At 75.3% G+C, this 25,897-nt stretch carries 20 protein-coding genes; 9 read left to right on the top strand and 11 right to left on the bottom strand.

Going from position 1 to position 25,897, the window contains the following annotated elements:
- Nucleotides 1-346: 346 nt before the first annotated feature.
- The 3 genes from ACF053_RS13040 to ACF053_RS13030 form a co-directional block, all read right to left on the bottom strand.
- Nucleotides 347-1,546, bottom strand: a complete 1,200-nt coding sequence (locus ACF053_RS13040; protein WP_391953925.1) for a sensor histidine kinase — start codon at nt 1,544-1,546, stop codon at nt 347-349.
- Entirely contained in the window at nt 1,543-2,220 is a 678-nt protein-coding gene (locus ACF053_RS13035; RefSeq protein WP_391953924.1) for a response regulator, read from the bottom strand. Before ACF053_RS13035 ends, ACF053_RS13040 begins: the two co-directional genes overlap by 4 nt.
- 164 nt (nt 2,221-2,384) lie before the next feature.
- On the bottom strand, nt 2,385-5,309 hold the full coding sequence (locus tag ACF053_RS13030; protein WP_391953923.1) for a M4 family metallopeptidase: 2,925 nt from the start codon (nt 5,307-5,309) through the stop codon (nt 2,385-2,387).
- A 154-nt stretch (nt 5,310-5,463) separates the two neighbouring features.
- Here ACF053_RS13030 and ACF053_RS13025 point away from each other — a divergent pair, with 154 nt between their 5' ends.
- Nucleotides 5,464-6,618, top strand: a complete 1,155-nt coding sequence (locus ACF053_RS13025) for a helix-turn-helix domain-containing protein (protein WP_391953922.1) — start codon at nt 5,464-5,466, stop codon at nt 6,616-6,618.
- 220 nt (nt 6,619-6,838) lie between these two features.
- Here ACF053_RS13025 and lon read toward each other — a convergent pair whose 3' ends face one another.
- A complete protein-coding gene (lon, locus tag ACF053_RS13020) occupies nt 6,839-9,241 on the bottom strand; it encodes an endopeptidase La (protein ID WP_391953921.1) in 2,403 nt (800 codons plus the stop codon).
- 181 nt (nt 9,242-9,422) lie between these two features.
- Between lon and ACF053_RS13015 the strand changes: the two genes are divergently transcribed.
- The gene (locus ACF053_RS13015; protein ID WP_391953920.1) at nt 9,423-9,926 is read left to right on the top strand and encodes a YfbM family protein; all 504 of its coding nucleotides are present in this window, start codon (nt 9,423-9,425) and stop codon (nt 9,924-9,926) included.
- 51 nt (nt 9,927-9,977) lie between these two features.
- Here the strand turns inward: ACF053_RS13015 and ACF053_RS13010 are convergent, their stop codons facing one another.
- Complete coding sequence (locus ACF053_RS13010; RefSeq protein ID WP_391953919.1) at nt 9,978-10,532, bottom strand: hypothetical protein; 555 nt, start codon at nt 10,530-10,532, stop codon at nt 9,978-9,980.
- 133 nt (nt 10,533-10,665) lie between these two features.
- Between ACF053_RS13010 and ACF053_RS13005 the strand changes: the two genes are divergently transcribed.
- Nucleotides 10,666-11,310, top strand: a complete 645-nt coding sequence (locus tag ACF053_RS13005) for a GNAT family N-acetyltransferase (protein ID WP_391953918.1) — start codon at nt 10,666-10,668, stop codon at nt 11,308-11,310.
- Nucleotides 11,311-11,320: 10 nt separating this feature from the next.
- Here the strand turns inward: ACF053_RS13005 and ACF053_RS13000 are convergent, their stop codons facing one another.
- Entirely contained in the window at nt 11,321-12,100 is a 780-nt protein-coding gene (locus ACF053_RS13000; RefSeq protein ID WP_391953917.1) for a rhomboid-like protein, read from the bottom strand.
- Between the two features lie 449 nt (nt 12,101-12,549).
- Here ACF053_RS13000 and ACF053_RS12995 point away from each other — a divergent pair, with 449 nt between their 5' ends.
- The 5 genes from ACF053_RS12995 to ACF053_RS12975 all read left to right on the top strand — a co-directional run bounded on the left by ACF053_RS12995 (nt 12,550) and on the right by ACF053_RS12975 (nt 19,947).
- Nucleotides 12,550-13,281, top strand: coding sequence for a spermidine synthase (locus ACF053_RS12995; RefSeq protein WP_391953916.1), 732 nt, complete (start codon nt 12,550-12,552; stop codon nt 13,279-13,281).
- Nucleotides 13,282-13,361: 80 nt separating this feature from the next.
- Nucleotides 13,362-14,099, top strand: a complete 738-nt coding sequence (locus ACF053_RS12990; protein ID WP_391953915.1) for a response regulator transcription factor — start codon at nt 13,362-13,364, stop codon at nt 14,097-14,099.
- A 227-nt stretch (nt 14,100-14,326) separates the two neighbouring features.
- Nucleotides 14,327-15,388, top strand: coding sequence for a HAMP domain-containing sensor histidine kinase (locus ACF053_RS12985; RefSeq protein ID WP_391954102.1), 1,062 nt, complete (start codon nt 14,327-14,329; stop codon nt 15,386-15,388).
- Nucleotides 15,389-15,689: 301 nt separating this feature from the next.
- Entirely contained in the window at nt 15,690-19,559 is a 3,870-nt protein-coding gene (locus ACF053_RS12980; RefSeq protein ID WP_391953914.1) for a multifunctional oxoglutarate decarboxylase/oxoglutarate dehydrogenase thiamine pyrophosphate-binding subunit/dihydrolipoyllysine-residue succinyltransferase subunit, read from the top strand.
- A 208-nt stretch (nt 19,560-19,767) separates the two neighbouring features.
- A complete protein-coding gene (locus ACF053_RS12975; protein ID WP_058943427.1) occupies nt 19,768-19,947 on the top strand; it encodes a DUF6104 family protein in 180 nt (59 codons plus the stop codon).
- 46 nt (nt 19,948-19,993) lie between these two features.
- On the opposite strand, the gene ACF053_RS12970 is transcribed toward ACF053_RS12975, so the two are convergent.
- Entirely contained in the window at nt 19,994-20,839 is an 846-nt protein-coding gene (locus ACF053_RS12970; RefSeq protein WP_391953913.1) for a hypothetical protein, read from the bottom strand.
- A 148-nt stretch (nt 20,840-20,987) separates the two neighbouring features.
- Here ACF053_RS12970 and ACF053_RS12965 point away from each other — a divergent pair, with 148 nt between their 5' ends.
- Complete coding sequence (locus ACF053_RS12965) at nt 20,988-21,977, top strand: PadR family transcriptional regulator (RefSeq protein ID WP_391953912.1); 990 nt, start codon at nt 20,988-20,990, stop codon at nt 21,975-21,977.
- A gap of 448 nt (nt 21,978-22,425) precedes the next feature.
- On the opposite strand, the gene ACF053_RS12960 is transcribed toward ACF053_RS12965, so the two are convergent.
- From ACF053_RS12960 to ACF053_RS12945, 4 genes are all read right to left on the bottom strand, one after another.
- On the bottom strand, nt 22,426-22,992 hold the full coding sequence (locus ACF053_RS12960; protein WP_391953911.1) for a Clp protease N-terminal domain-containing protein: 567 nt from the start codon (nt 22,990-22,992) through the stop codon (nt 22,426-22,428).
- Entirely contained in the window at nt 22,992-23,201 is a 210-nt protein-coding gene (locus ACF053_RS12955; protein WP_058943441.1) for a helix-turn-helix domain-containing protein, read from the bottom strand. Before ACF053_RS12955 ends, ACF053_RS12960 begins: the two co-directional genes overlap by 1 nt.
- A gap of 54 nt (nt 23,202-23,255) precedes the next feature.
- On the bottom strand, nt 23,256-24,719 hold the full coding sequence (locus ACF053_RS12950; protein ID WP_391953910.1) for a glycoside hydrolase family 5 protein: 1,464 nt from the start codon (nt 24,717-24,719) through the stop codon (nt 23,256-23,258).
- A gap of 83 nt (nt 24,720-24,802) precedes the next feature.
- Entirely contained in the window at nt 24,803-25,771 is a 969-nt protein-coding gene (locus ACF053_RS12945) for a zinc-binding dehydrogenase (RefSeq protein WP_228980564.1), read from the bottom strand.
- Nucleotides 25,772-25,897: the final 126 nt, after the last annotated feature.

Raw genomic sequence — 25,897 nt, 5'->3', positions numbered from 1 at the left:
CGGGGGGGGGGGGGGGGGGGGGGGGGGGGGGGGGGGGGGGGGGGGGGGGGGGTGGGTGGGGGGGGGGGGGGGGGGGGGGGGGGGGGGGGGGGGGGCGCGGCCCGCCCCCCCCACCGCTGCCCCGGTGCCACGTCGCGCCGGAACCCCACCGACCGGTGCCGTTCCACGGACGTACGGCCGCGGAAGCTCCCCCTCGAGTCCGCCGGGGTGGTCGCCCCCGCCGGAGCCCGGTCGACACATCCTGCCCGGCGGCCCGGCGGACGCGTAACCTCCGGTCGGCCCCCTCCGACCGGCCGACGGCCGCGGACGGCGTACCGGCGCGGCCCGGAGTCCCGCCCCGGGCGGCTCAGAGGGGCAGGACGGCGCGGACCGTGAAGCCGCCCTCCGGGCAGGGGTGCGCCGACAGGCAGCCGCCCAGCAGCTCGGCCCGCTCCCGCAGCCCGGCCAGGCCGTACCCGCCTCCCGGCAGCTCCGCGGCCGCCTCCGCCGGCCCGCCCGGTACCGCTTCCTCCGCCCCGCCCGCCCGCGGTTCCCGCGCCCCGCCCGGCACCGGAGACCCCGCCGGTGCGGCGGGCGCGGGGGTCGGCGGGGTGTTGCGTATCTCCACCGTCAGGGACCGTCCGTCCGGCGCGGGCGCCACCCGGACGGTGACGCGGGCACCCGGGGCGTGCTTGCGGACGTTGTTGAGCGACTCCTGCACGATGCGGAAGGCCGCGCACTCCACTTCCGGCCGCACCGGGGCCGCCCCGGGGGCGGTCACGTCGGCGGTCACGTCCAGCAGGCTGTCGGCGGCCAGTTCGCGCAGGGTGTCGAGGCCCGTGCGGGCCGCGGCGAGGGCCGCGCCGGTGTCGGAGGCGCGCAGGACGCCGACCATGTCGCGCAGCTCCTCCAGCGCCCGGACGCTGTGGCGGCGGATGCTCTCGGCGGTGTCGCGCTTCCAGGGGTCCCCGCCCGCCGCGCCCTCGGCGGCCCGCAGGGCGCCCGACTGGACGGCGATGATGCCGACGTGGTGGGCGACGGTGTCGTGCATCTCCCGGGCGAGGCGGGCGCGTTCGCGCACGACGGCCCGCTCCGACTCCAGCTCCCGCTCGCGCCGCTGCGTGGCCGTGAGGTCGGCGAGGCGGGCCCGCAGCTCGGCCCGGGTGGCGACCAGCAGCCCCAGCGCGGTCGGCCCCAGGCTCAGCAGCGCGGCCGCCTCGATCGAGGTGAGCACTTCCTGGCGGGTCATCGCGGCGAACTCCCCCAGCGGCCAGGGGCAGGCCGCCGCCGCGAAGAGCAGGGCGCAGCCGACGGCGATCCGGGGCCGCGACCGGCCGCACGCGACGGCGACCATCGCGATCATCGGGGGCAGCCACAGGTGCCCGGTGAGGATGGACGGGAGGGTGGCGCAGAGCGTCGTCAACGGCAGCCGCCGGCGCAGCGGCAGCGCGAGCAGCGCGACCGCGCAGACGGCGAGGGGGACGGCGCTGAAGGCGTCGGCGACCGTGAGGAGCTCGGCCGCGGCGGCGACCACGACGATCCGCTCGGCGGTCGAGCGGGTCGTCACCGCACGAGCCGCAGCTGGTGGGCGCGGACCGCCGCCTGCACCCGGTTGGTGACGCCGAGCTTGGCGAGGAGGGTGCTGACGTGGTCCTTCACCGTGGTCGTCCCGATGAACAGCCGCTGGGCGATCTCCGTGTTCGACAGCCCTTCGGCGAGGAGCGCGAGCACGTCGCGCTCCCGGGCCGTCAGCTCCGGTGCGGGGGCCCGCTCACCGGCGGTGGACGACCGGTCCCCGGGGCCGTCGCCCTGCGCGCGCAGGTAGCCGTCGACCACCGTGCGGGCCACCTTCGGGGCGATGACGCTGCCGCCCGCCGCCAGCTCCTTGATGAGGTACTCCAACTGTTCTGGGGCCGTGTCCTTGAGGAGGAAGCCGGCCGCGCCGCCGCGCAGCGCCGCCGACAGGTGCTCGTCGGCGTCGAACGTGGTCAGCATGGCGACGACCGGCGGCTCGGGCAGGGCCCGCAGGTCGGCGAGGACGCTCAGACCGTCCCGGTCGGGCATGCGCACGTCGAGCAGGACCACGTCCGGTCGGTGCCGGACGGCCTCGCCCAGCGCCTCCGAGCCCGTACAGGCGGCCACGGCGCGGGTGCCGTCGAAGCCGTCGACGATCCGCCGGAGTCCCTCTCTGATCAGGTCCTCGTCGTCGACGATCATCACGTGCACTGCTGAACGGTTCATACGGCCGGACCCCACTCAGGCGTTCTGGAGCGCCCTCAGCATAGGCGCTGCCCGCGCGGGCGAGGAGCCGTCGCGGCCCGCGGGGAAGCCCCCGGCACCTGGGGTGCCGGGGGCCTCGGGGGTGCCGCGCCGACCGGTGCCGACCCGTGGGCCGGCCGCCGGGATCAGCCGCAGCGGCCCGCCGGGCGGGCGCGGGTGACGAGGTCGGTCCAGCCGGTCGTGCCGTCGAGCCAGACCACCCGGGTGCCGGTGTCGGCCGCCGGGGAGAGCTGCATGCCGCGGTTGCAGGAGACCCGCTGGGTGCGCGAGCCGTCCGTGGTGAGCTGCCAGACCTTCGGCAGGGCGGCGTTGTCGAGCGCCTGCGAGCCGTCGCCGACGGGGGTGGCGCTGACGGTGACCGCCGTGTCCGAGACGGTGAGGTCCGAGGCGACGAGGGCGCCCGGCTTGTACTCGCTGCTGATGTCGTACGTGCCGGTGCCGTCGTGTCCGGTGCGGCGGATGGTCGACTGGCCGTCGTCGTCGAGGTTCTCGTCGTTGAGCCAGAAGACGTGGGTGGCGTTGACTCCGGTGCGGCCCAGGGACTGCGGTTCGCCGAGCTGCTCGGCGAGGACGGTCCGGCCCGTCCCCAGGTCGAGGATCTCGACGCCGAGCCGGTGGCCGCCGTCCGCCGGGTACAGCTTGGCGTAGGCGATCCGGCCGTGGCCGACGGAGGGCAGGCCGGTGAGGGTGTCGTCGCGGGCGCCGTCGACGTACGTGGGCCGCGGGTCGCCGGCCCGGAGGAAGCCGACGTGACGGCCGTCGCCGAGGACGTCGTACACGTCGAAGACGGTCGTGCCGCGGTCGACGCGCAGGCTGAGGACGTCGCCCTGCGTCGACAGCAGCTTCTTCACCGGGCCGCCCGCGAGGGGCCGGGAGAGGACGTCGACGCCGTCGGGGCCGTACGCGGCCCACACCACCGTGCGGCCGTCGGTGGCCGGGTTCACGTGGTAGCGGCCGTCGTTGGGGCTCATGAGCCGGGGGGCGCCCTTGCCGTCGACGCGGCCGGCGAGGACGGAGTACGGCTCGGAGCCGTCCTCGTCGGACCGGGCGGCCGTCCACCAGCCGCCGCCCGCCTGGACCTCGGTGCCGTCGGTGTTCACCTTGGTGAGCAGGGCGTCGGAGTCGACGCCGAGCGCGTTCTCCCAGCCGCGCACGATGCCGTGGGCGGTGAAGGACCGCTTGACGGTGTCGACCTGGCGCGCGGTGGCGCCGAGGTCCCGGGCGGCCGCGACGACGGCCTCACGCCCCTCGGTGAAGCCGTCGAGCGGGGTGAGGTACTCGGTGAGCGCCTTGTAGACGATCCGGTCGGCCAGCTCGGGGCCGAGGTCCTGGCGCACGTCCCACAGGGCGCCGGAGAAGATCGTGGAGTTGAGGTGGACCCCGCCGTTGTCGATGCCGAAGGTCACGCCGAGGAAGTTCTTCGCCGTGGTGGCGCCGTCGTCCAGGTCGCGCAGGGCGCAGTCGCGGGGCTTCGCCGTGCGGCACAGGTCCTCGCCGATGAGCCCGGCGTCGGGGTCGTCCATCGAGCGGCCGGAGCGGTCGACGTCGATGGCGTTGCCGAAGTAGTCGGCGACGGCCTCGTTGAGGGCGCCGGACTGGCCGGCGTAGACGAGGCCGGCGGTGTTCTCGACGACGCCGTGCGTCATCTCGTGGCCGACGACGTCGAGGTCGGCGGAGAGCGGGCGGAACTCGTCGTCACCCGAGCCGTACACCATCTTGGTGCCGTCCCAGAAGGCGTTGACGTAGGGCTCGCCGAACAGGGTCACGCCGACGAGGGAGTCGACGGCGGAGCCGCGCCCGTCGAGGCCGGACCGGCCGTGCCGCTCCTGGTAGTAGTCGTGGACCTGGCCCGCGGCCCAGTGGGCGTCGACCGCGCCGGAGTCGGTGGCGTCCTGCCCGAACGCGGGGGTGGGCGAGGAGAACGGCTTCAGGTCCTCCGGCCAGCCGCCGAGGACGTCCAGGACGTCCTTGTCGCGGGCGTCCCAGGTGGTGAGCGCGTTCTTGCCGCCCCCGGCCATGCGGGCCCGGTCGGTCATCAGGTACGGCCCGTCGGCGGCCGGCCGGTCGACGTTCAGCGGCACCTTCGTGCCGTCGAGGCGCACGCCGCTGCCGGTGACGGCTTCGGCGGGGTCCGCCGCGGCGGCCGGGGCGGCGGGGCCCTCCGCGGCGGCCGCGCCCGCCGCCCGCTGCCGGGTGTCCGCGGCGGCGGTCCGGGGGGCGGTGAGGGTCTTGATGCCGGTGTGCTGGAGGAGGGGGTAGCCGGCCCGCGCGTCCACGTAGACGTGCTGGAGGACCGGTTCTCCCGTCACCGGGTTCGTCCCGCGCACGGTCACGTGGTACGCGAGGACGCCCGTGCCGCGCGGGATGACGACGAGCCCCGCCGAGCTGCCCCTGAGCGCCGGGCCGCCGGTCGCGTCACGGCGGGCGGGGTCGGCGCCGGACCGGGTGAGCCGGTCGCCGCCGAACCGGTCGAGCGTCGCGCCGACGGCGCGGCGGACGGCGGTCTCCGCGCTGACGGCCGGCGTGGTGCCGACCGTCAGGCCGGTGAAGTACCGGCCTGAGGTGCCGGTCACGGCCCGGCGCCCGGCGCCGGTCTCCATGCGGACGACGTACTGGCCGCCGAGGACCGGGACGCCCCGGTGCCTCTGCTGGAGCCGTACCGTCTCGTCGGCGCCGCGTCGGAGGGTCTGCACGGGGGCGAGATCGCGCCGCGGCTCGGGGATCTTGTACCGGCTCTCCTTCGCGGCGAGGTGGCCGCGCGCCGCGTCGGCGGGGGAGGCGCCGGCGTCGGCCGGATCGCGGATGCCGTCCACGAGGGACGGGGTGTCCGTCTCGGGGAGCGGGATGAGGTCGGCCCCCGGTGCGGTGGGCCGGGGGTCGCCCGGCGCCGCCGTGGTGGCCTGCGGGCCCGCCGTCCGGGTGGTGCCGGCGGCGTGGGCGGCGGGGACCGCCGTGATCAGCAGCCCGGCGGCGAGGAGCGCCGCTCCCCCGCTCGCGGCAGCCCCCTTCCGTATGCCGGTTCTCGCTGAAGTCGTCCTGGATGCGCGCACAGTTCGTACCCCTCCTACGTGCTTGGTCAGAGCCGTTCGGGTGGTGTGGGGCCATGCAAGCGGCGCGCTTCACCGGTGGGCAATGAGCCAACTGTGCGGAGAAGTGGACATGCACACTTGTGTGTCCGGTGAGGGCCCGAAGAGAATCCGACCCATGATCAAGGGGGGATTGCCCCCACTTGGCCTGGGGGAGGCCGAGGAGCGGGCGTATGAGGCATTGCTGCTGGAACGGGCCGAACGCGTCGAGGAGTTGGCACACCTCCTCGACCTTCCGAGGGAGCGGGTGCACACCGCGCTGGACCGGCTGGTGGAACACGGGTTCGCCCGGCCGGCGGACCCGGCCCGGGAGGGCGGACTGCCGCACCCGGCGGCGCCGGCGACGGCGATCCGCACGCTGATCGACCGGCGACAGGAGGAACTCCACCGCAGGTCGGCGGAGTTGGAGCGGCTCCGGTCGACCGCCGAGCGGCTCGCGGCGGAGCGGGCGGCCGCCGCGCAGTCGGGGGCCGGCGGCGTCGAGGCCGTGACCGGGCGGCGGGCGGTCGACGAGCGGGTCGGGCGGCTCCTCGCCGGGGCCGAGCGGGAGGTGCTGCTGATGGACCGGCCGCCGTACGCGGGCCTGGACGTCAGCGGGTTGCTCGCCCGGGGTGTCGAGGTGCGGGCGGTACTGGACCGGGCGGGGCTCGCCGCGCCCGGACGGGCCCGCGCGGTGGCGGCGCTGGCGCGGCGGGGGTTGCGGGTGCGGGTGGCGGCGGGGGTGCCGACGCGGCTGGTGGCCGTGGACCGGCGGGTGACGCTGCTGCCACCGGCGGACCCGGCCGACCCGCGGGCGTACGCCCTGGTCGTCGCCGACGCGCGCCTGAGGGAGGCGCTGGTGCCGCTCTTCGAGGCGGTGTGGGAACGGGCGGTACCACTGGAGTGCCCGGGTGCGGGTGCGCCGGGCGCCGGGCCGGGTGAGGGTGCGGGCTCTGGTGCGGGCTCGGCCGGTGCGGCGGGGGGCGGCTCCGGTGCCGGTGCCGGTTCGGCCGGGGCCGAGGCGGCGGGGGCCGGTGCGGCGGGGCCGGCGGGCGCGGTGGGCCGGACTTCCGTGGGGGCCTGGCGGGACGGCGGGGCCGGGGACCGGGCGGAGCAGCGGGAGTTGCTGCGGCTGCTCGCCGCGGGGCTGAAGGACGAGGCCATAGCGCGGCGGCTCGGCGTGCACGTCCACACCGCGCGGCGCCGGATCAGCCGGCTGCTGGAGGCGCTGGACGCGCGCACGCGCTTCCAGGCGGGGGCGCGGGCCACGGCCCGGGGCTGGCTGGAGCCCTGACGCGGGCCCGGACGGGGGCTACCGCCGGCAAGGGCACGGGATCCGCCGCCCCGCCGGGCGGACGGCGCGGGCCGGTACGGGCGGGTACGAGTGAGGCGCGGGTCGGTCCGGGCGGGGCACAGGCCGGCACGGGCCGGACGCCCGGACCCCGTACGAACGCGCGGCAACGGCCGGCCGCGCCCCCTACGAGGGCGCGGCCGGCCCGTTCCGGCGCGGGGCGTCAGGCCGCCGTCGCGACGGCGGTGGTCGCCGGCGCCAGGGCGATGTCGAGCACCTGCCGGACGTCCGTCACCGTGTGCACCTCCAGCGTGTCCAGGACCTCGGCGGGCACGTCGTCGAGGTCGGCCTCGTTCCGCTTGGGGATGACCACGGTCGTGATCCCGGCCCGGTGGGCGGCGAGCAGCTTCTGCTTGACCCCGCCGATCGGCAGGACCCGGCCGGTCAGCGACACCTCCCCGGTCATCGCCACGTCCGTGCGCACCAGTCGGCCGCTGAGCAGCGAGGCGAGCGCGGTGGTCATGGTGACGCCGGCGCTCGGCCCGTCCTTCGGTACGGCTCCGGCCGGGAAGTGGATGTGGACGCCCCGGTCCTTCAGCCCGGTGACCGGCAGTTCGAGTTCGGCGCCGTGGGAGCGGAGGAAGGAGAGCGCGATCCGGGCGGACTCCTGCATGACGTCTCCGAGCTGCCCGGTGAGGGTGAGCCCCGCCGCCCCGGTCTCCGGGTCGGCGAGCGACGCCTCCACGAAGAGGACGTCCCCGCCCGCGCCGGTGACGGCCAGGCCGGTGGCCACGCCCGGCACGGACGTGCGGCGCTCGGCCGGGTCCTGGGCGGACTCCGGTACGTGGTGGGGCCGTCCGATGAGCCCGCGCAGGTCGTCCCCGCCGATCGTGGTGGGCAGCTCGCGGTCGCCCAGCTCGGTCTGGGCGGCGACCTTACGGAGCAGCCGGGCGAGGGAGCGCTCCAGGTTCCGCACGCCCGCCTCGCGTGTGTACTCGCCGGCCAGCCGGCGCAGCGCGCCCTCCTCGACCACGACCTCGTCGCGGGCGAGTCCGGCCCTCTCCAGCTGCCGGGGCAGCAGGTGGTCGCGGGCGATGACGACCTTCTCGTCCTCGGTGTAGCCGTCGAGGCGGACCAGCTCCATGCGGTCCAGGAGGGCCTCGGGGATGGCTTCGAGCACGTTGGCGGTGGCGAGGAAGACGACGTCGCTGAGGTCGAGCTCGACTTCGAGGTAGTGGTCGCGGAAGGTGTGGTTCTGCGCGGGGTCCAGCACCTCCAGCAGGGCGGCCGCCGGGTCGCCGCGGAAGTCGGAGCCGAGCTTGTCGATCTCGTCGAGGAGGACGACGGGGTTCATGGACCCGGCCTCCTTGACGGCGCGGACGATCCGGCCGGGCAGGGCGCCGACGTAGGTGCGGCGGTGGCCGCGGATCTCCGCCTCGTCCCGGACGCCGCCGAGGGCGACGCGGACGAACTTCCGCCCCATCGCGTGGGCGACGGACTCGCCGAGGCTGGTCTTGCCGACGCCGGGCGGTCCGACGAGGGCGAGCACGGCCCCGCCGCGGCGGCCGCCGACGACACCGAGCCCGCGGTCGGCACGGCGCTTGCGCACGGCCAGGTACTCGGTGATGCGCTCCTTCACGTCGTCGAGCCCGGCGTGCTCGGCGTCGAGGACCTGCTTGGCGCCCCGGATGTCGTACCGGTCCTCGGTGCGCTCGTTCCACGGCAGCTCCAGGACGGTGTCGAGCCAGGTGCGGATCCAGGCGCCCTCGGGTGACTGGTCGCTGGCGCGCTCCAGCTTGTCGACCTCCTTGAGGGCGGCCTCGCGCACCTTCCCGGGCAGGTCGGCGGCCTCCACGCGGGCCCGGTAGTCGTCCGTCCCGCCCTCGTCGTCCTCGCCGTTGAGCTCGCGGAGCTCCTTGCGGACGGCCTCCAGCTGGCGGCGGAGGAGGAACTCGCGCTGCTGCCGGTCGACGCCCTCCTGGACGTCCTTGGCGATGGACTCGGCGACGTCCTGCTCGGCGAGGTGCTCGCGCAACTGCTCGGTGGCGAGCCGGAGCCGCGCGACGGGTTCGACGGTCTCCAGCAGGGCCACCTTCTGGGCGGTGGTGAGGAACGGCGAGTAGCCGGAGTTGTCGGCGAGGGCGGCGACGCCGTCGATCTGCTGGACCCGGTCGACCACCTGCCAGGCCCCGCGCTTGCGCAGCCAGCTGGTGGCGAGGGCCTTGTACTCCTTGACCAGCTCGACCACGGCCCCCGGCAGCGGCTCCGGCACGGTCTCCTCCACGCGGGTGCCCTGCACCCACAGCGCCGCTCCGGGCCCGGTCGTGCCGGCGCCGATCCGCACGCGCGCCCGGCCCCGGATGAGCGCCCCGGGGTCCCCGTCGGAGAGCCGCCCGACCTGCTCGACGGTGCCGAGGACGCCGATGCCGGCGTACGTGCCGTCCACCCGTGGCACGAGCAGCACCCGCGGCTTGTCGTTCCCGTCCCGGGCGGCGGCCTGGGCGGCCTCCACGGCGGCGCGGACGTCGGTGTCGGACAGGTCCAGCGGTACGACCATGCCCGGCAGGACGACCTCGTCGTCGAGCGGCAGCACGGGCAGGGTGAGCGGTGCGGACGTCGAAGCCATGATCTCCCCTTCGGCAGTCAAGTTGAGCTGTACCGACTCAATGCACCTGGGCACCCCGGTGTTCCCGGGGGCGCGTTCGCCCACAGCGATCACCGCTCCCACCAGCGGTGACCCGGGCGACCGACCCGTCCCGCGTCCGCGTTCCGGGGGCGTTGTCAGTGGCCGCTCCTACGATCCGTCCATGAGCATGATCGGAGAGTACGTACGGCTGACGCCGGCGCAGTTCGAGCGCGCGCTCGGGGATCCCGAGTGGGCCCGGGGCCTCGTCGACGAGCTGGTCGACGCGGAACTGGACGAGGAACCGGACGCGGCGTCAGCCCGCTGCCTGAGCACCGACAAGGCGTGGCACGCGCTGGACTTCCTGCTGTCGCGGCTCGACTTCCCGGTCGACGTCGTCTTCGGCGAGGAGCCGCTCCCGGAGGCCGGGGACTGGGGGTACGCGCCGCCGCGCTACCTCACCCCGGAGCGGGTCCGCGCGGCCGCCGAGGCGCTGGCGGACGTGCCCGCGGCCCGGCTGGTGGAGGGCGTCGGGCCGGAGGACCTGGCCCGGGCGGAGGTGTACCCCAGCGTGGTGTGGGAGCGCGGCGAGTCCCTCGACTACGTGACGCACCACTACGACGAGCTGGTCCCGTTCCTCACCTCCGCGGCCCGCGACGGTGACGCGGTGCTGCTCTGGCTGGACTGAGCACGCGGACGGTCCCCGCCGGACCGGCGGGGACCGCCGCGCTCCGCGGCGTCAGGCCGTGGCGCGGTGTTCGCATCCCGAGGCCGGCACGGTGTCGCCCGCGTCGACGCGCAGATGGTCCTCGCCACCGCCGCACGACCGGACGGTGTCGCCCGGCGCCCCGTCCCGCAGGACGATCCGGTCGCCCCCGCCGTGGGTGGTGACCTCGTCGCGGCCGGTACCCGCGTCGACGGAGGCGTCGACGGGCGCCGCCACGTGGACCCGGTCGTCGCCGTCCCGCACCCGGACGGCGACGCGGCTGACGCCCTCCACCGGGCCGCAGGTGACCAGGACGTCGCTGCGCCGCACGCAGCCGGGACCGGCGGTGACCCCGGCCTCGTCCTGCACGGCGACCTCGCCGAGGAGGACCCCGACGACGACGTCGTTCGCGACGCGGCCGCTCGCGGTGTACACGACGGCGGCGCCCTGCCGGACGGCGGTGCCGCCGGCGGCACCGGCCCCGGCCGCCGCGGGCGTCGCCAGGGCGAGGGGCAGGGCCAGGCCGAGGACGGCGGCGGACGCGGTCGCGCGCCGCAGCGCGGCACCGGCGGCGGAGGGTGTTCTCATCAGCGGTCTCTCCATTCGCGCACGGACGAGGCGCCTGTCCGGCCCCTCACCGCCCACCGAAACAGAGGGTGACGGGAACCGCACGATTTGTTAACCCCTGGTGATGCCGTGACGCCTCGTGTGTAATGGCCCCATGCAGAATGCAGTTATTACCGCGGCGTGGGTGCGCGGCTGGGCGGTCTCGCGCGGCACACCGCCGCCGCTCGAGGAGCCGTGGGGCTACCGCATCGACGTGGGCCTCAGCCGGCACGTCTTCCGCCACGTGCTGCCCGAGCCGGACGCGGCCACCGTCCGCAAGCTCTGCGAGACGGTCACCCAGCCGTACGCCTGGCTGAAGGTGCTCGCCGAGCCGGAGGACGTCGCCGACTGGCTCACCCCCGAGTGGACCGTCCCCGACGACCCGGGCTTCATGATGTACACCGCGCTGAGCCCCTCCCCCGAGGTCGCGCCGCCCACCGGCTACACGCTGCACACCGAGTTCCACGAGGGCGTCCACCACGTCCGCGTCCTCGCCGGCGACGGCGGGCTCGCCGCCCACGGCCAGGTCGCCCCGACGGGCCCGACCGCGGTGTTCGACCAGATCGAGACGTTCGACGGCCACCAGCGGCGCGGCCTCGGCACCCTCGTCATGCGGCGCCTCCAGACGGCGGCCGCCCGCGCCGGGGCCTCGACCGGCGTCCTGAGCGCGACCGTCGACGGCCGCCGGTTGTACGCCTCGCTGGGATGGCACCACCAGGGACCGCTCACCGGCGTCGTACGCGACGGCTCCACCCCCTGAGGGGCGCCGCTCACCCCGGGGCGACGACCCGTCCGGCGGCGCGCCGCACCAGCGGCCACCCGGCGACGCCGATCAGCAGCGCCAGGACGTGACCCCAGGCCGTCAGGGGGTCCTCGAAGGCGACCAGGTCCCGCAGCAGCATCGCCCCCACCCAGACGAGCACCGCGCCGCGCACCACCGGCCCGAGCAGCCCGGCCAGCGCGCCCACGCACGCGAGCAGCCCGAAGCTGATCCCGTAGTCCAGGCGGTGCAGGGACGTTTCCGGCAGGTGCCCCGCGACCACGGACACCGCCACCGGGACCTGCGTCACCAGCGTCGCCCCGACGTGCCCCACGGCGAACACGCCCGCCGTCCGCCACGCCCCGATCCGCCGCTCCAGCGCCGTGAGGACCAGGACGAAGCCGACGGCGTACGGGGAGGACAGGCCGCCCGCCACCCACAGCGCGCTCGCGAGGAGCACCGCCGACGGCGTGCGGGACAGGTGGGCGACGTCGGTGCTGGAGGCGTGCAGCAGCGCGGTGACGGTACGCGGGTCGCCGAACTGGGCGTAGAGGGAGGTCGCGAGGAGCACGAGCGCGTACCCGAAGGTGAACGGCGTACCGGCCGGCGTCGGCAGCAGCCGCGACGCCCGCCGCAGGATGCCGGGCCACGACCGCACCACCGGCACGGCCGGCCCGGTGGACGCGGCGGTGACCCTCGGCGCGGTGGGCCCGGTCCGCGCCCCGAGCCCCCGCGGCACGGCGGCGGCCGGTGGGGCGACCGGCCCGGTGGACGCGGCGAGCTCGGGCACGGAGGCCACCGTCGGCACGGCGGCCACCGGCCGCGTGACAGCGGCCCTCGGCGCGACGGCGGCCGTCGGCACGGCGGCGACCGTCCGTACCGCGCCCCCCGGCGTGACCGTCCCGGGCGGCGCGGCGGCGACCGGCGGCGTGACCGTCCGGGGCGGCGCGGTGGGGCGTGCCCCCGCCGGCGTCCGCTCGTCGGCGACGGTCCCTGGGGCGCGTGGGGTGCGTGGGCCGGGTACGCGGCACGACGGCCGCTCCGCGGCATCCGCTCCGCCCGGCGTACCGCGGGTCTCCGCTTCGAGGCGCACGGCGAGGCCCCCTCCTTCTCGGCCCCCCGGCATCCGTCAACCCCTCGGCCCACCAGCCCCCTTACCCAACGCGACCGATCACACCCCCGTCCATGACGCAGGTCACACGGCGTCAGGACGGCCCGGCTGCCGCATAAAGTCGGCGCATGCCAGTGACGCTCGACCGACGTGAAGGACCGTACGGCGAAGTCGTGCTGCGGCGGCGCGACGACCACTTCGAGATCATCGCCAACGGCACCTTCCTCATGGACACCTCCGACGGCCGCTCCGAGCGGCTGCTCGTCGACGCCGCCCTCCGGGCCCTGGGCGGGACGCCGGGCACCCGGCCCCCCGGCGAGGACCGGACGGCCGGCGGCGGCCCCGCACCCGGCCGCGCCGGCGCCCGGCCCTCCGTCCTCATCGGGGGCCTCGGCGTCGGCTTCTCGCTCGCCCACGCCGCCGCCGACCCCGCCTGGGGCCGCATCGCCGTCGTGGAGCGGGAGCAGGCCATCATCGACTGGCACCGCGAGGGCCCGCTCGCCGCCCTCTCCGCCACGGCGCTCGCCGACCCCCGGACCGTCCTGCTCCACACGGACCTCGTCGCCCACGTCCGCGACCCGGACGTCACCGACACCTACGACGCGCTCTGCCTCGACATCGACAACGGCCCGGACTGGACGGTCACGGAGGGCAACGACGGCCTTTACTCACCGTCCGGTCTCGCCGCCTGCGCGCGCCGGCTCAACCCCGGCGGCGTCCTCGCCGTCTGGTCCGCCCGGCCGTCCGCCGATTTCGAAACGTCCTTGCGGAATGCCGGATTCAGCAGGGTAAGGACGGAAGAGGTGCCCGTTGCCCGGGGCGTGCCGGACGTCGTCCACCTCGGGATTCGCCCCGCGTAGCCTCGACGCGGTCGCTGCCTTTATGTTGTTGCCGGAACGCACGGATCTACAGCTCGCGCAGGACGCGACGGGGGCGGGGCATGGAGCACGCACACACCAGCCACACCGGCAGCGCGGTCACGCCGGGCACGCAGCGCCGGGTCCTGGTCGTCGAGGACGACACGACCATCGTGGAGGCCATCTCCGCCCGACTGCGGGCGGAGGGGTTCCTGGTCCAGACCGCGCCGGACGGGCCGGCGGCGGTCGACGCCGCCGAGGCGTGGCAGCCGGACCTCATGGTCCTGGACGTCATGCTGCCCGGCTTCGACGGCCTGGAGGTCTGCCGCCGGGTCCAGGCCCAGCGGCCCGTACCGGTCCTGATGCTCACCGCGCGGGACGACGAGACGGACATGCTGGTCGGCCTCGGCGTCGGCGCCGACGACTACATGACCAAGCCGTTCTCGATGCGGGAGCTGGTGGCCCGCGTCCACGTGCTGCTGCGGCGCGTCGAGCGGGCCGCCCTGGCCGCGGTCACCCCGCGCAGCGGCATCCTGCGCCTCGGCGAGCTGGAGATCGACCACGCCCAGCGCCGCGTACGCGTCAGGAACGACGACGTGCACCTGACGCCGACCGAGTTCGACCTGCTGGTCTGCCTGGCCAACACGCCGCGTGCCGTCCTCTCCCGCGAGCAGCTGCTCGCGGAGGTGTGGGACTGGGCCGACGCCTCGGGCACCCGCACCGTGGACAGCCACATCAAGGCCCTGCGCCGGAAGATCGGCGCCGAGCGGATCCGCACGGTGCACGGGGTGGGGTACGCCCTGGAGACCCCGGCGCCGTGAGGCGCCGCCGCCCGGGGGCGCGCGCGGACCGGACCCGGGACCCGGCGCCCGGCCGCGCGACGGACCCGGGACCCGACCGCGCGACGGACCCGGGACCCGACCGCACCGCCGACCGGTCGCCGGACCCGGCACCGGGCCGGACACGGGACCCGGCACCGGAGCGCACGGTCGACCGTCCGTCGGGTCGCCGCTGCCGCGCGGGCGGACGCGCCGGGCGACGGGGCCGGCTGGGCCCGGTCACCATCTCGATCAAGACCAAGCTCGGCACGCTCGTCGTGGTCTCCGTCTTCATCACCACCGGCCTGCTGCTGGTGGCCCTGCGGACGGAGACGGAGCTGCGGTTCATCACCGTCTTCTCGGTGATCGCCACGCTGCTCCTCACGCAGTTCGTGGCGCACGGCCTCACCGCGCCGCTCGACGAGATGAACACCGTGGCCAAGGGCATATCGCACGGCGACTACACCCGCCGCGTGCGCGGCGCGGGACGCCGGGACGAGCTGGGCGACCTCGCCGAGACGATCAACCGCATGGCGGACGACCTGGAGGCGGTCGACCGGCACCGCAAGGAGCTGGTCGCCAACGTGTCGCACGAGCTGCGCACGCCCATCGCCGCCCTGCGGGCCGTCCTGGAGAACGTCGTGGACGGCGTCTCGGCCGCCGACCCGGAGACCATGCGCACCGCCCTGGCGCAGACCGAGCGACTGGGCCGCCTGGTGGAGACGCTGCTGGACCTGTCGCGCCTGGACAACGGCGTCGTGCCGCTGCGCTGCCGCCCCTTCGAGGTGTGGCCGTACCTGTCGGGCGTCCTGAAGGAGGCCAGCCTCGCCGCGTCGCACCGCGCCGTCGGCTCCGGCAGCCGCCCCCACACCCGTACGGACGTCCACCTGCACCTGGACGTCTCCCCGCCCGAGCTGACCGCCCACGCCGACGTCGAGCGGCTCCACCAGGTGGTGGCGAACCTCGTCGACAACGCCGTGAAGCACTCGCCGCCGCACGGCCGCGTGACGGTACGGGCGCGGCGCGGCTCCTCCCCCGGTTCGCTGGACCTGGAGGTCGTGGACGAGGGACCGGGCATCCCGCCGTCGGAGCGGCACAAGGTCTTCGAGCGGTTCAACCGGGGCAGCGTCCCCGCGCCGCACGGCCCGGGCAGCGACGGCGGCACGGGACTGGGCCTGGCCATCGCCCGCTGGGCGGTCGATCTGCACGGTGGCCGTATCGGTGTGGCCGAATCGGCACGCGGCTGCCGCATCCTCGTCACCCTTCCGGGGATTCCCCGACCGCGCGGTTGACATAGGGTTCGAACCGGAACCGCTCTCCGTCCGTGTACCAGTACGGCGTACCGGCGCGGAGGGGTGCGGAGCCGGTCAGGGGTGCGGACCGCAGGTGGCCGCAGCTCCGCCGGGCGCTGCCCGGTCACCGCGGGTCATCACCGAACCACGCTTGTTTCCCGCCATTTCTTCCCGTGAAACTCGTCGTTCGATGTGATGTGCACGACGATGGCACGCCCGGCCTGCACCTCCCGCCGGGAGAGGCGTAGCCTTGATTCCCGCTGTCCATCACCTTGTGAAGCGGAAGAGGGCGGTTGCCGCCGTGTCGTCTCAGTCCCCCAGTAACTCGAGCATCTCGACCGACCAAGACGGCCAGGGCCAAAACCCTGCGGCCGCCTTCGGCGCCAACGAGTGGCTCGTCGACGAGATCTACCAGCAGTACCTCCAGGACCCGAATTCGGTCGACCGCGCCTGGTGGGACTTCTTCGCCGACTACAAGCCGGGCGCGTCCGGCTCGGCGGACGAACCCGCCGGCGGCTCCCCCGCGGCCTCGGGGGCCGCGGGTACCGTGACGCCGGCCCCGGCCGCGGAGGCGCCCACCGCACAGGCCCCCGCCGCCCCCGCGCAGCCGGCGCCCGCACCCGCGGCGCAGGCCCCCGCGCAACCGGCACAGCCCGCGCCCGCCCCGGCCCCGGCGAAGCCCGCCGCGGCGGCTCCGGCCGCCCCGGCCCCGGCGAAGCCCGCGGCCGCGGCCCCCGCCGCCAAGCCCGCGCCCGCCAAGCCGGCGCCCGCGCAGGCGGCCCCGGCCACGGAGTCCGCGGCGGGTCCGGAGTTCGTGACGCTGCGGGGCCCGGCCGGCGCCGTGGCGAAGAACATGGACGCCTCGCTGGAGATGCCGACCGCCACCTCGGTGCGCGCGGTCCCGGTGAAGCTGCTGTTCGACAACCGCATCGTCATCAACAACCACCTGAAGCGGGCCCGCGGCGGGAAGATCTCCTTCACGCACATCATCGGGTACGCGATGGTGCAGGCCATCAAGGCCATGCCCTCCATGAACTGGTCGTACCAGCTCAAGGACGGCAAGCCCACGCTGGTGAAGCCGGAGCACGTCAACCTCGGCCTCGCCATCGACCTGGTCAAGCCCAACGGCGACCGCCAGCTCGTCGTCGCGGCCATCAAGAAGGCCGAGACGCTCGGCTTCTTCGAGTTCTGGCAGGCGTACGAGGACATCGTCCGGCGCGCCCGCGCCAACAAGCTGACGATGGACGACTTCACCGGCGTCACCGTCTCGCTGACCAACCCGGGCGGCCTCGGCACGGTCCACTCCGTGCCGCGCCTGATGCCCGGACAGTCGGTCATCATGGGCGTCGGCTCGATGGACTACCCGGCCGAGTTCCAGGGCACCTCCCAGGACACCCTGAACAAGCTGGGCATCTCGAAGGTGATGACCCTCACCTCGACGTACGACCACCGGGTCATCCAGGGTGCCGCCTCCGGCGAGTTCCTGCGGATCGTCGCGAGCCTCCTCCTCGGCGACGACGAGTTCTACGACGACGTCTTCAAGTCGCTGCGCATCCCCTACGAGCCGGTCCGCTGGTTCAAGGACATCGACGCCTCGCACGACGACGACGTCACGAAGGCCGCGCGCGTCTTCGAGCTGATCCACTCCTACCGGGTCCGCGGCCACGTCATGGCCGACACCGACCCGCTGGAGTACCGCCAGCGCAAGCACCCCGACCTGGACATCACCGAGCACGGCCTCACCCTGTGGGACCTGGAGCGCGAGTTCGCGGTCGGCGGCTTCGGCGGCAAGTCGATGATGAAGCTGCGCGACATCCTCGGCGTCCTGCGCGACTCGTACTGCCGCACCACCGGCATCGAGTTCATGCACATCCAGGACCCGAAGCAGCGCAAGTGGATCCAGGACCGCGTCGAGCGCCCGCACTCCAAGCCGGAGCGCGAGGAGCAGCTGCGCATCCTGCGCCGGCTGAACGCCGCCGAGGCGTTCGAGACGTTCCTGCAGACCAAGTACGTCGGCCAGAAGCGCTTCAGCCTGGAGGGCGGCGAGTCCGTCATCCCGCTGCTCGACGCGGTGATCGACTCGGCCGCCGAGTCGCGCCTCGACGAGGTCGTCATCGGCATGGCCCACCGCGGCCGGCTGAACGTCCTGGCGAACATCGTCGGCAAGTCGTACGCGCAGATCTTCCGCGAGTTCGAGGGCAACCTCGACCCGAAGTCGATGCACGGCTCCGGCGACGTGAAGTACCACCTGGGCGCCGAGGGGACCTTCACCGGCCTCGACGGCGAGCAGATCAAGGTCAGCCTGGTCGCCAACCCCTCCCACCTGGAGGCCGTCGACCCGGTCCTGGAGGGCGTCGTCCGCGCCAAGCAGGACATCATCGGCAAGGCCGGCACGGACTTCACCGTCCTGCCCATCGCCCTCCACGGCGACGCGGCCTTCGCGGGCCAGGGCGTCGTCGCCGAGACGCTGAACATGTCGCAGCTGCGCGGCTACCGCACCGGCGGCACGGTGCACGTCGTCATCAACAACCAGGTCGGCTTCACCGCCGCGCCGGAGTCGTCGCGTTCCTCCATGTACGCCACCGACGTGGCCCGCATGATCGAGGCGCCGATCTTCCACGTGAACGGCGACGACCCGGAGGCGTGCGTCCGCGTGGCGCGGCTCGCGTTCGAGTTCCGCCAGACGTTCAACAAGGACGTCGTGATCGACCTCATCTGCTACCGCCGCCGCGGGCACAACGAGGGCGACAACCCGCAGTTCACCAACCCGGCGATGGTCTCGCTGATCGACAAGAAGCGCTCGGTGCGCAAGCTGTACACCGAGTCGCTGATCGGCCGCGGCGACATCACCCTGGAGGAGGCGGAGCAGGCGCTCCAGGACTTCCAGGGCCAGCTGGAGAAGGTCTTCACCGAGGTGCGCGAGGCCACCGGGCAGCCCGGTGGCGGCATGGCGGTCGACCCGCAGGCCGGCTTCCCCGCGGAGGGCCTGAACACGGCCGTCTCCCAGGAGGTCGTCAAGCGGATCGCGGAGTCGCAGGTCAACATCCCCGACCACGTCACCGTCCACCCGCGGCTCATGCCGCAGCTCCAGCGCCGCGCGCAGTCGATCTACGACGGCACGATCGACTGGGGCATGGGCGAGACGCTGGCCATCGGCTCGCTGCTGATGGAGGGCACCCCGGTCCGCCTCGCCGGCCAGGACTCCCGCCGCGGCACGTTCGGCCAGCGCCACGCGGTCCTGGTCGACCAGGAGACCAACGAGGACTACACGCCGCTGCTCTACCTCGCGGACGAGCAGGCCCGGTACAACATCTACGACTCGCTGCTCAGCGAGTACGCGGCGATGGGCTTCGAGTACGGCTACTCCCTGGCCCGCCCGGACGCGCTGGTCATGTGGGAGGCGCAGTTCGGCGACTTCGTCAACGGCGCGCAGACCGTCGTCGACGAGTTCATCTCCTCGGCCGAGCAGAAGTGGGGCCAGACCTCCGGCGTCACGCTGCTCCTGCCGCACGGCTACGAGGGCCAGGGCCCGGACCACTCGTCCGCCCGCCCGGAGCGCTTCCTGCAGATGTGCGCGCAGAACAACATGACGGTCGCCATGCCGACGCTGCCGTCGAACTACTTCCACCTCCTGCGGTGGCAGGTGCACAACCCGCACCACAAGCCGCTGGTGGTCTTCACCCCGAAGTCGATGCTGCGCCTGAAGGCCGCCGCGTCGAAGATGGAGGAGTTCACGCAGGGCTCGTTCCGCCCGGTCATCGGTGACGCGTCGGCCGACCCGGCCGCCGTCCGCCGGGTCGTCTTCTGCGCCGGCAAGGTCTACTACGACCTGGAGGCCGAGCGGCAGAAGCGCGGCGCCACGGACACGGCGATCATCCGGCTGGAGCGGCTGTACCCGCTGCCGGGCGCCGAGCTCCAGGCGGAGATCGCCAAGTACTCCAACGCCGAGAAGTACATCTGGGCGCAGGAGGAGCCGGCGAACCAGGGCGCGTGGCCGTTCATCGCGCTGAACCTCATCGACCACCTGGACCTGGCGGTCGGCGCGGACATCCCGCAGGGCGAGCGCCTGCGTCGCATCTCGCGGCCGCACAGCTCGTCCCCGGCGGTCGGCTCGGCCAAGCGCCACCAGGCGGAGCAGATGCAGCTGGTGACCGAGGTCTTCGAGGTCTGACCGGCGGCACCGTACGCACGGCCGGAGGGCCCGGCACCCGTGAGTCACGGGTGCCGGGCCCTCCGGCGCACCCGGCCCTCCGGCCCTCCGGCGCACGGGCCGTCGGCGTAGGGAAAGGGGGACCCCTTCGGTGGGGGCGGTGGGTGCTCCGTCCTAGGGTGGGAGGCAGTGTCGGCCGACCGGCCGAGGGCGAATCAGGAGCACCGTCTTGTACTTCACCGATCGTGGCATCGAGGAGCTGGAGAGCCGGCGTGGCGAGGAGGAGGTCTCCTTCGCCTGGCTCGCCGAGCAGCTGCGGACCTTCGTCGACCTGAACCCCGACTTCGAGGTGCCGGTCGAGCGCCTGGCGACCTGGCTGGCGCGGCTGGACGACGAGGACGACGAGTAGGACGAGCGGGACGGGCGGCTGTCGGTCCGTCCAACGGGACGGGCGGTCAGCCGCCCGGCGGCCGGTGCGGCGGGGCCGGTGCGCCGGCCGCGCGCAGCCGGTCGTACGCGAGCCCCAGCGCGCCATGGAGGGTGAGCAGCGCCCCCGAGCAGGCCAAGCCGGCACTGGGGGCGCGGCGGGCGAGGGCCCAGGCGGTGAGGGGCAGGCCGACGGCCAGCTGGGCCGCCGCGAGGGCGCGGGCGCGCGGGCCGCGCAGCCAGGGGCCGAGCCTGCCGTGCTCGACGGCGTCCAGTTCGGCCCGTACGGCGTCGCGGAGGCCGTGGCCCTCGGCGGTACGACTGTCGGGGCGGGCCCGGGCGGCGGCGCGCAGGCGGGCCGGGGGCTCGCCGGGCCGGACACCGGGCGGGAGCTCCACCCCGAGGCGGGCCAGGACGGCGAGGAGGCCGACCAGGCGGGCCCGGGCGTCGGCGTCCGGGTCGTCGCGGGCGAGGGACTGGAGGTCCTGGACGTCGAGGACCGGGTCGAGGCCGAGGCGTTCGGCGAAGGTGAGCATGGCCTCGTCCTCGCCCGCGGGGGTGCCGTCGGCGAGCCAGGTGTAGTCGACGGGCCTGCGGAAGCCGGAGGCCAGGGCGTAGCCCGCCCGGTCGTCGTCCCACCACAGGGCGACCACCGGCCAGGGCGTGCCCACCGCCAGGGCGGTGGCCCAGCCGGTGGCGACGCGTTCGACGGGTGCCGCGCCGTGGCGCCAGGGTCGCCCCTCGGGGACGACGGCGCTCCAGCCGGGGCCCGCGGGCGTGAGCACCACGCGTTCGCCCAGCAGGTGGGCCGGTGCGGCGACCGCGCCGGTGTCGGCCCGGCAGAGCAGCAGCGCGCCCGTCGTCGTCGCGTCCATGCGCCATACGCTAGGACAATTCGTCCGTTTCCGGCGGCCTTGACGTCCCTCTCCCGCGACCTATCGTGTACCGGTCGGACGCGATATGCCGCGTCCCGGCGGCGTCGGTGAGGGGCCGGTGACGCCCCGTTCGGAAAGGTCCTGCGACATGCCCTCCGTCTTCGCCCACGGCCGTCTGCGGCTCTACCTGCTGAAGCTCCTCGACGAGGCGCCGCGCCACGGCTACGAGGTGATCCGGCTGCTGGAGGAGCGCTTCCAGGGCCTGTACGCGCCGTCGGCGGGCACCGTCTACCCGCGCCTGGCCAAGCTGGAGGCGGAGGGGCTGGTCCGGCACGCCCCGGAGGGCGGCCGGAAGGTCTACTCGATCACCGAGGCGGGCCGCGCCGAACTGGCCGCACGCGGGGGCGAGCTGGCCGACCTGGAGCGGGAGATCCACGCGTCGGTCACCGAGCTCGCCGCCGGGCTCGCGGCGGAGATCCGCAGCGACGTGCGGGGGGCGGCGGGCCGGCTGCGCGACGAACTGCGCGCGGCGGCCGGCGGCGGGGCCCGGGGGGCGGCACCGGGGCCCGGCGGGGACGGGGAGCGGTGGCAGGGTGCCGAGGAGGAGCTGCGGCGGGCCGGGCGGGAGTGGCGGGAGCAGACGCGGCGGGCCCGCGACGAGGCACGGCGCGCCCGCGAGGAGGCGCGGGCCGCGCGCCGCCAGGCGGCGGAGGCGCAGGAGCGGGCCCGTCAGGAGGTGCTGCGCGTCGCCCAGCGGGTGCAGGAGCGCCTCGCGCGGGGCGACTGGCCCGCGGGGGTCCGCGAGGGGCTCACGGAGCTCACGAAGGGCCTGGGCGGCCTCGGCGGCCTCTTCGGCCCGGCGGCGGGACCCGCGCCGACCGACCCGCCGCCCGCCGCGCCGGGGCCGGAGCGCGGACCGGGGGCAGGGCCGGGACGGGAGCGCGACCGGGCGGCGGACGCCGGTACGACGGGGGACCCGGTCCGGGACCTGGAGCGGCTGCTGGACCGCTTCCGCGACGACGTCCGGGACGCGGCCCGCGACCACGGTGTGACGCAGGCGCAGCTGGCCGAGGCCCGCCACCACCTGGCGGCGGCGGCGCACCACGTGACCGCCCTGCTGCGCGGCCCGCACGCGTGACCGGGCGCCCGCGGCGCCCACGCACCACCCTGACAGGCCGGCCTGTCCGGTCCGCCGACCCGGTACGCCCGCCCGACTGGGTCCGGTCGCCCGGCCGGCTCCGGCCGCCCGACTCGACTCGGCCGGCCGACCCACTCAGCCCGGCCGACCCGGCCCGGTCGCCAGGCCGGTCCGGCCGCCCAACCCACTCCGCCCGGGCGACCCGCTCCGGCCGCCCGACTCGGTTCGGCCGCCCGACTCGGTCCGCCTGCCCGTCGACCCGGCCCGGCCCCCGGCCGGCTGGTCCGCCCGGCCGGCTCAGCCGACCCGGTCCGCCCGCCCAGGTCCGCCGACCGACCCGCTCCGGCCGCCCGACCCACTCCGCCCTCCCGACCCGCTCCGGCCGCCGGATCCGCTCCGGCCGGCCGCCCGGCCGGTTGAGCCGACGCGGCCGGCCGGGACGGCCCGGTCAGCTCGCCCGGGCGGTGCCGGGCCCGGCGGGCATCGCCCGTTCCAGCGCGGTGTACGTCGCCCCGTGGTCCGCGAGGACGTCCGCGACGACGCCCGGGCGGGCGGCGAGGGCGAGGAGCAGGTGCCCGTCGCCGATGTGGCGGTCGCCGCGGCCGAGGGCGACGCGCAGCGACCGCTCCAGGACGTCCTTCGCCGACCGGGTGAAGGGCCGGTGGCCGGACCACCGGCGCGCGGGCCTCCGGCCGCCCGCCAGGGCGCCCGCCCCGTGGGTCGCCTCGACCTTCGCGACGATCTCCGTCACGTCGATGCCGAGGCCGGCCAGGGCGTCGGCGTCCGCCCTCGTCAGGCCGCCCCGCCGCCGCGCCTCCGCGAGGGCCGACTCCACCGAGACGCGCCGGCCGGTGACCCCGAGGGCGGCGAGGGCGGTGGCGGACGGGCCGCCCTCCAGGTCGAGCAGGGCGAGCAGCAGGTGCTCCTCGGTGACGGCGTCGGCGTCCGCCCGCTCCGCGTGGGCGGCCGCGCCCTTGACCGCGCTCCGGGCGCTCTTCGTGAACCGTTCGAACATCAACGCCTCCCGTGCTTCTTGTGGACGGCCTGTCGGCTGACGCCCAGCTCGGCCGCGATCTCCTGCCACGACCAGCCCTGGGCGCGGGCGCTGCGGACCTGTACGGCTTCCAGCTGCTCCAGCAGCCGCCGCAGCGCGGCCACGGCCCGCAACCCCACGCGGGGGTCGCGGTCGCCGGCGCGTGCGGCGAGATCGGTTGCTTCGGTCATGCCGTCAACGTATGTTGACGGCACCCTCGCGTCAACCGTAGTTGACGAACGGGGTCAGCGCGCCGCCGGCGAGACGGTGACCGTCACCCGCGCCCCGGGTACCGCGTGCACCCGCACCCGGGCCGACGCGCCCGGCGGCACGGTCCCGGTGCGCGGCCACGCCCGCCCCTCGACGGCCACGCGCCAGCCGTGCGCCGACGCGGGGAGCGAGAGGACCGTGGCGCCGCCGCGCCCGGCGACGTAGGCGAGCCGCTCCGGAGTCCGCGTGACCACCCGGCCCGCCACCGCCTCCGCGTACGGCGCGGCCGTCTGCTCCTTGTTCGTCCGGAAGGCGCCCGACGCGTCGACGGCGCAGTACCCGCCGCCGTAGCACCACACGTACCCGGCCCAGCCGGAGCTGTAGCGGTCCAGGGAGGCGAGCGCGTCGCGGTAGAAGCGGCCCATGTTCGGCAGGGCGTTGTTCAGCGGACCCCACTCCCCCACCACCACCGGCACCCGGTACGTCCTCGGGTACTGCGTCACCGCCGCCTCGTACGCCTCGATCCATCCGGCCGACGGGTCGTAGTCGGCGCCCGCCTCCATCGCCGTGTCGTAGAAGTGCGGGGCGTAGACGACCTTCGGATCCTCGATCCGGCCCAGCCCCGTGGGAACGCCCTCGCCGACGATCGGGGTCGGTTCGACGAAGAGCCAGCTGTCGCCGTCGACGGGGCGGATGGCGTCCGCGAGGCGGTTGTACAGGGGGGTGAGGTGGTCGCGCTCGATCCTGCGGGCGGCCGTCGGCAGGTCCTCCCCCGCGCGCAGCTCGCCCATCGGCTCGTTGATCAGGTCGTAGCCGAGCACCGCCGGGTGCTGCCCCAGGCGACCGGCGAGCACCCGCCACATCGCCGCCTGCGCGCGCCGCAGGTCCTCGTCCTCGTACAGGTGGGTGAAGGCGCGCTGCACGGCCGGTTCGAAGTACTCGGCGAACCAGTCGTCCGGGTGCGGGGTGAAGGGCAGGCCGTCGGTGCGGGTGGCCCACTCCGGGATGCCGCGGTGGCCGAAGGCGGGGCCGAAGACGTCCTGGTGGGCGTCGATCAGGACCCGGACGTCGTACCGGTGCGCCCAGTTGAGGATCCGCTCGATCTTCCGCAGGTACGCCTCGCTGTACCGGCCGCGCCGCGGCTCCAGGTCGTCCCAGAAGACCAGCAGGCGGGCGAAGCCGAAGCCGTGCGCCCGCAGGTCGCGGAAGTGGCGCTCGGTGACGGCCGACAGGGCCGCGTCACCGCGGTGGGTCTTGTCCTCGACGTTCCAGCCGCGCAGGGTCAGGACGCGGCCGCGGTCGTCGGTGAGGGGCGGGATGCCCGTCGGCCGGGCGGTGGACGCGGACGGCGGCGCGGTGTGCGCCGCCGCGGCCGGGCCCGTGGACGCCCCGGCGGCCCGCTGCGGGGCCGGGGGCGGGGCCGCCCGCTGCGGGGCCGGGGCCGGGGCGGCCGCGGCCAGCAGGGCGGTGAGGAGGAGGGCGCTGACGGTGGTTCGCATGGGGACCTCCGGCATGGCGGGGTGGTCGTGCGCGCGATGCCGGAGATCCCATCAGCCGGACTGACGGTCCATCAAGAGGCCGGTCAGGAAACGGGGGTGAGGACGACCTTCCCGAACAGGTCGCCGGACTCCATCTTCGCGAAGCCCTCCCGCGCCCGGTCGAGGGGCAGGACCTCGTCGATCACCGGCCGGACCCCGGTGGCCGCGCAGAAGGACAGCAGGTCCTCCAGCTCGTCCTTCGAGCCCATCGTCGAGCCGACGACCTTCAGCTCCAGGAAGAAGATCCGGGTCAGCTCGGCGTGCGAGGGCCGGTCGCCGCTGGTCGCGCCGGAGATGACGAGCGTGCCGCCCGGCTTCAGCGACTTGACCGAATGCGACCACGTGGCCGCGCCGACCGTCTCGATCACCGCGTCCACGCGCTGCGGCAGCCGGGCGCCCGGCTCGAACGCGTCGACCGCGCCGAGGTCGACGGCCCGCTTGCGCTTGGCCTCGTCACGGCTGGTGGCGAAGACGCGCAGGCCGGCGGCCTTGCCGAGGACGATCGCGGCGGTCGCCACGCCGCCGCCCGCCCCCTGCACGAGGACGGAGTCGCCGGGGCGGACCCCGGCGTTGGTGAAGAGCATGCGGTAGGCGGTGAGCCAGGCCGTGGGGAGACAGGCAGCCTCCTCGAAGCTGAGCTCCTTCGGCTTCGGCAGCACGTTCCAGACGGGCACGGCGACCCGTTCGGCGAACGTGCCCTGGTAGCGCTCGGTCAGGATGGACCGGGGCTCGCGCGGTCCGACACCGTGCCCGGTCTGGCCGATGACGGAGTGGATGACGACCTCGTTGCCGTCCTCGTCGACGCCTGCGGCGTCGCACCCGAGGATCATCGGCAGTTTGTCCTCGGGGAGGCCGACCCCGCGCAGGGACCAGAGGTCGTGGTGGTTGAGGGAGGCGGCCCTGACGGTGACGGTGGTCCAGCCCGGCCGTACCTCGGGCTCGGGGCGGTCGCCCAGCTCCAGGCCGTTGAGGGGCTGATCGCGGTCGATACGTGCGGCATAGGCAGCGAACATGGCCCCGAGACTAGGCGCGGGCCGGTGCGCGGCGGAACCACGCGCCGGTGTGACGCACGTCCCTCCGCACGCCCCCGTGTGCCGGGAGGCCGGGCGGGGGCCGTGCGGAGGGAGTGCCTCCGCGTA

Source organism: Streptomyces kanasensis (assembly GCF_043077165.1).
GTDB lineage: Bacteria > Actinomycetota > Actinomycetes > Streptomycetales > Streptomycetaceae > Streptomyces > Streptomyces changanensis.
Note: the sequence above shows the minus strand (reverse complement) of the source record. Positions and strands in the feature narration are given on the sequence as shown.

Bases quoted from the DNA above. Each gene is read 5' to 3' on its own strand.
- ACF053_RS13035 (WP_391953924.1), bottom strand. From the start codon at position 2,220: ATGAACCGTTCAGCAGTGCACGTGATGATCGTCGACGACGAGGACCTG.
- ACF053_RS13025 (WP_391953922.1), top strand. From the start codon at position 5,464: ATGATCAAGGGGGGATTGCCCCCACTTGGCCTGGGGGAGGCCGAGGAG.
- lon (WP_391953921.1), bottom strand. From the start codon at position 9,241: ATGGCTTCGACGTCCGCACCGCTCACCCTGCCCGTGCTGCCGCTCGAC.
- ACF053_RS13015 (WP_391953920.1), top strand. From the start codon at position 9,423: ATGAGCATGATCGGAGAGTACGTACGGCTGACGCCGGCGCAGTTCGAG.
- ACF053_RS13010 (WP_391953919.1), bottom strand. From the start codon at position 10,532: ATGAGAACACCCTCCGCCGCCGGTGCCGCGCTGCGGCGCGCGACCGCG.
- ACF053_RS13005 (WP_391953918.1), top strand. From the start codon at position 10,666: ATGCAGAATGCAGTTATTACCGCGGCGTGGGTGCGCGGCTGGGCGGTC.
- ACF053_RS12995 (WP_391953916.1), top strand. From the start codon at position 12,550: ATGCCAGTGACGCTCGACCGACGTGAAGGACCGTACGGCGAAGTCGTG.
- ACF053_RS12990 (WP_391953915.1), top strand. From the start codon at position 13,362: ATGGAGCACGCACACACCAGCCACACCGGCAGCGCGGTCACGCCGGGC.
- ACF053_RS12970 (WP_391953913.1), bottom strand. From the start codon at position 20,839: ATGGACGCGACGACGACGGGCGCGCTGCTGCTCTGCCGGGCCGACACC.
- ACF053_RS12965 (WP_391953912.1), top strand. From the start codon at position 20,988: ATGCCCTCCGTCTTCGCCCACGGCCGTCTGCGGCTCTACCTGCTGAAG.
- ACF053_RS12960 (WP_391953911.1), bottom strand. From the start codon at position 22,992: ATGTTCGAACGGTTCACGAAGAGCGCCCGGAGCGCGGTCAAGGGCGCG.
- ACF053_RS12955 (WP_058943441.1), bottom strand. From the start codon at position 23,201: ATGACCGAAGCAACCGATCTCGCCGCACGCGCCGGCGACCGCGACCCC.
- ACF053_RS12950 (WP_391953910.1), bottom strand. From the start codon at position 24,719: ATGCGAACCACCGTCAGCGCCCTCCTCCTCACCGCCCTGCTGGCCGCG.
- ACF053_RS12945 (WP_228980564.1), bottom strand. From the start codon at position 25,771: ATGTTCGCTGCCTATGCCGCACGTATCGACCGCGATCAGCCCCTCAAC.